Annotated in this window: 4 protein-coding genes; all 4 read right to left on the bottom strand. The window is 37.6% G+C overall.

The annotated features are described in order from the left end of the window. On the bottom strand, nucleotides 1-546 hold a 546-nt coding region (gene spoIIR, locus ACESM9_RS15215), incomplete at its 3' end, for a stage II sporulation protein R (protein ID WP_373000657.1). A gap of 79 nt (nucleotides 547-625) precedes the next feature. Further along, nucleotides 626-1,777 (bottom strand): Ger(x)C family spore germination protein, encoded by a 1,152-nt coding sequence (locus ACESM9_RS15210; RefSeq protein ID WP_373000654.1) that lies wholly within the window; start codon nucleotides 1,775-1,777, stop codon nucleotides 626-628. Further along, nucleotides 1,774-2,874, bottom strand: coding sequence for an endospore germination permease (locus ACESM9_RS15205; RefSeq protein ID WP_373000651.1), 1,101 nt, complete (start codon nucleotides 2,872-2,874; stop codon nucleotides 1,774-1,776). The genes ACESM9_RS15210 and ACESM9_RS15205 overlap by 4 nt, the downstream gene beginning before the upstream one ends. Continuing rightward, nucleotides 2,861-3,299 (bottom strand): spore germination protein (locus ACESM9_RS15200; protein ID WP_373000648.1); only part of this gene is annotated, 439 nt, incomplete at its 5' end. The genes ACESM9_RS15205 and ACESM9_RS15200, both read right to left, overlap by 14 nt.

Raw genomic sequence — 3,299 nt, 5'->3', positions numbered from 1 at the left:
TTCCAGCTCATCTTCGTCCAATATTTCTTTAAATTCCTCCAAGGTTTTTTCAGATATTACTCCCTGAGCTATATCTACAAAGCAGAGGGGAGGGAACATTACACACCACCAGTTCTTTCCCTGAGCTTCGCCAATTTTTACATTGAGGGCTTGGTAGGAGCCGGCGGGGAAGCTCAAATCACCGTAGACCTTTGTGGGGAATTCATAGGTTCCAAGCTCTATGTCAATAGGAAAGCTTTTTCCTAACCTTGCCATCTCCTCTTCTGCCGCTGCAATAAGATTGTCCATATTGGCAGATATGAGATTCTTCACTTCCTCTTGATTTTTCAGGTTCTCGAGCTTTGGCTCCAGTTCCTTTATAATGGCATCCCTGATTTGGAGCTTGATGGCTTGATCCTCCGGTGAATCGCTGTTGGCTACCACATGAAGCCTTATTATTTTATCTTTTATATCTCCCAGCACTGAGTCATTGTTGATATGTAAATTCATAAGCAGACCAAATATGAAAAAGGTAATAAGTATAAAGGATATTATTTTGTATTTCATGTAAATCCTCCGTATATTCTATATTTCCTACACTTAGATTGTTACCATTTAATTGGGCTGTTATACAGATTATGTATTATCATTTAACTCTACCAGTTCTTCTGACGGAAACATCAGCCTTAACATTGATTATTATATTGCTCTGGAAGTATTGATCGAAATCATTCTTTATATTTTCATAGATTGCTGGATGGAATTTGGATAGATACTCCCGAACCCCCAAAATATCTACTTTATACTCCTCCTGCATTTTCTTTATAAATTTATTACAGTCATTTTCTATTAATTGTTCCAGCTTCACCTCAATACTTTTAATCTTATTCTCATCCAAAAGGTCATCTCCAAGAATATATTCTTCTGTAGAACCCTCTGTATTCAAGCTGTAAGTCAGGTATATCTTTCCTTTCTCTACTTTATCCAAATTTATTTTTCTATTGAAGGTAGAATAGTTAAAGGGAACTGAAATATTTCCTTCCTCAATTTCTATTACCCCCCCCTTTGCCTTTCCATTGAGCCATTTCCAAGCTTTGGTCTCATCTCCATTCAGATGAGCTATATGTCTATAATCCTTAATAACCCCTACATATGAAGATGTTAAACCATCTTCGTGAGGTTCCAGACTTGGAATGACCCCATCTCCTTCATTGTCAATAAGCTGCTTCGTAAAATCCAGAAGGGTTATTTTTCCTACACGAGCAGCATATTTTTCATTGTCTGTGATACCTGTAATGTAGTAGGCCAGCAGGCTTTGCATCTTAGGTTTTATCTTAAATATATCCGCAGCCTTGCCATGAGCCATGAATACATACTTGCTGGAGTTAAATTGATGGCCTCTGCTGAATGCATCAAGTATGGATTTTAATAATACATCATCTTCTAGCAATTCCTCGCCAAATATTAAAACTTTTGTGTGCTCATAGGTATGATATTGTGCAAATCTCTGGAGAAGCCTTGTGATACCTATATTATATGAGGGAGCCTGAACACTAAAAGTCACAAAATCATTGACTTTCCCTTCTTCAGCCTTTGAAATATCAGGATTAACAAAACTAAATAGATACTTATCCTGTGACCCATCTTCACTATCTTCACTATCTTCACCAGATCCTTTGGCTTTATCAACCCCAATAGATAAAACAAAGGCCCGATCTTCTATCTCCACTTTATCCCAACACCCCGTCAGCAATAGTATGCAGCTTATAAGCACAAGAAGAATTCTTATCTTTTTCATGATATCTCACCCCTTACCTTTCTTATCCATGCAATAACAAGCAATAGAATAGGTACGATAGAGATCAATATGACACCCAAGGATTGAAATAAAGTGTTTGCCATATCGTTCATCTGAGCTATATTATCTGGCAACAAGGCTATGTAATAAATTAACGGTACCAAAGGAAGGGCAAATTGCTTTTGTTCACTGGCCCCCAATATTTTTGAAAGGGAGTAGGTGACAACAAAGTATGAGGATACCATAGTGGTATACACAGTAAAGAGCCATATGGAAAGCATCACTGCATCCAGCCTTTCCAGGAAAAGTCCAGGAAGGTTTATATTTCTTACGTATCCAAGAAGAGGCCACACAGTATCTTTAAGCAGATTAACACCAAACATTGCGAGACACATTATTGTAATTATCATATAAAGAACAGTTATAAAAATTATCCCTATATTAGCGCCTTTATATGCTTTTTTTGGATTTCTCATAAAACCAACATAAAACAATAAAACCTCGTAACCTGCAAAGCTAAGAACCAGAGTAGGTAGAGATATGAAAATCTTTGAAGGCAGCTTGTAAAACATTGGCATAATATTGGTTGCATCTAAGTCTGTAATACCTGGGATCATAATGAGAAGCAAAGGTATAAACAGCAAAGGGAAAAATACCTCCATGATCCTTGCTACACATTCGACTCCACCTCTCACCGCATAAGTGCATATCAAAATAATGCTTATAATTATTACTTCAGAAGGTGTTCTGAATAAAAGAAAGGCTTTGATTACTTCATTAACCACTCTGGCTTCATAGGCAACGACTATCAAGAAATATATGGCATAGGATGCTGTCAGGATTTTTCCAGGTACCTTGCCTATTATTGCCTCAGCATACTCGGGCAGGGTTTTATGAGGAAATCTGTTGTTGAGTCTTAGAATGATATTTATAAATATTATATTGATTAACCCTCCTATAGGAATTATAAACCAAGCACCTGTGCCTGCTGTTTCAGCCAGTTGAGACGGCAGAGAAAAAATACCTACACCTATTGTTGTCATTATCACTATCATGGCTATTTGGTAGGGACTTATGATATCATTATTTCTTATCATTTTTCGGACCTCCTTTGGCTTTCGAATCTATTATTCTCCTGTTATTTTTCATCCTTATTTTATTTTGGGAGGTCATGGAAGGTCTTTTTATCATTTTGAAGGTAGGAACCCTAAACACTGTATCTTTTAGATCCTCCGGTTTCATGGCTACAAAGGGTGACAGGTATGGCACATTGAAGCTCTTGAGCCTTGCCAAATGGGTTATTATTAATATAAAACCCAGAGTCAAGCCGTATAAGCCCAGCACCCCTGCAATAATCATCAACCCGAATCGCATTATGCGAAAACCAATTGAAAGGTTATAGCTGGGATTGGCAAAAGAGGCTATTGCAGTCAAAGCCACTATAATAACCATTATTGGGCTGACTATCCCTGCCTGAACTGCTGCCTGGCCTATTACAAGACCTCCAACAATGCCTATGGTA

This window comes from Lutispora sp. (genome assembly GCF_041687175.1).
Classification (GTDB): domain Bacteria; phylum Bacillota; class Clostridia; order Lutisporales; family Lutisporaceae; genus Lutispora.
The sequence above is the reverse complement of the archived record's forward strand: the minus strand, read 5'-3'. Positions and strand labels throughout refer to the sequence as shown.

Coding starts and splice junctions, on each gene's coding strand:
- ACESM9_RS15210 (WP_373000654.1), bottom strand. CDS start 1,777: ATGAAAAAGATAAGAATTCTTCTTGTGCTTATAAGCTGCATACTATTG.
- ACESM9_RS15205 (WP_373000651.1), bottom strand. CDS start 2,874: ATGATAAGAAATAATGATATCATAAGTCCCTACCAAATAGCCATGATA.